Origin of the sequence: 'Chrysanthemum coronarium' phytoplasma (assembly GCF_000744065.1) — a bacterium.
GTDB classification, from domain to species: Bacteria; Bacillota_I; Bacilli_A; order Acholeplasmatales; family Acholeplasmataceae; genus Phytoplasma; species Phytoplasma asteris.
In genome coordinates this window covers 1-1107 of sequence record NZ_BBIY01000118.1, presented here as the reverse complement: position 1 = coordinate 1107, position 1107 = coordinate 1, and the positions used below count along the sequence as shown (strand labels likewise).

The window sequence follows — 1107 nt, the reverse complement described above, 5'->3', positions numbered from 1 at the left end:
TTCGAAGACCACAGACCTTTATATGATTGGATAATCAAAGAAACAAAAGCCAAACATACTCCACGCCAAATTGAATTTGGAAGACTTAATCTTACCCAAACTTTGATGAGCAAAAGACATCTTAATAATTTGGTAGAAAAAAACTTAGTAACAGGTTGGGATGACCCTAGAATGCCAACTTTATCAGGCATCCGCAAAAAAGGATACACTCCTGAAGCTATCAAAAATTTTGTCCTTGAAACAGGCTTATCCAAAGTAAATTCACAAGTTAAACAAGAAATGTTAGAATCTTTTGTAAGAGATGACCTTAAAGGAAAATCCTTGCCTCGCATGGCAGTTATAAACCCCCTCAAACTTACTATTACTAACTTTCCTGAAAACCAAATAGAAACTCTCAAAGCTCCTTGGACTAATAATTTTCATACTTGTAAATGTTGTAACACATCTCAAACCCAAGGAAAAACCCCAGAACAAAATCAAGAACAAACAAAAGGAAAAGAACAAACCCAAGAAAGAGAAATTTATTTTTCCCGCCATCTCTACATTGAAAAAGACGATTTTGCACTCCAAAAACCAGATAAAAATTATAAAAGATTCACTTTGGGCGAAGAAGTAAGATTATTTCATGCTTATTTTGTTAAAGCTTACGATGTTGTCAAAAACAAAAAAGGAGAAATAAAAGAAATTCTTGCAACATACGACCCCCAAACCAAAAGCGGCAGCGGTTTTAAAGATAGAAAACCAAACGGAACTATTCATTTTGTAGAAGCAAAGACTGCTTGCAAAGCCACTTTTAATTTTTTTGCTCCACTACTTTGCACAAATGGCAATTTAAACGATAAATCCTGGCATATCAAAAAAGGTTTTGTAGAATCAAGTTTACAAAAAAGCTGTTGTTGCAAAAACCATTTTCAATTTCTAAGACAAGGTTATTTTGCAGCAGACAAAATCACAAAAGACACAAATGAAAAAACGCAAGAACTTAATTTCAATGAAGTAGTAAGCTTAAAATCAAATCCTCAAAAATAAATTTGTTCTACTAAAAAAATAAAAACTAATAAATCCCATCAAATCACCCAACCAAAAAACACTCCCAGAAAAAAACCA

At 32.8% G+C, this 1107-nt stretch carries 1 protein-coding gene; it reads left to right on the top strand.

Annotated features, from left to right (window positions below; genetic code table 11):
* Positions 1–1029: glutamate--tRNA ligase family protein (locus tag OYV_RS04015; RefSeq protein ID WP_042068423.1), on the top strand; the 1029-nt coding region annotated here is incomplete at its 5' end.
* Positions 1030–1107 lie beyond the last annotated feature (78 nt).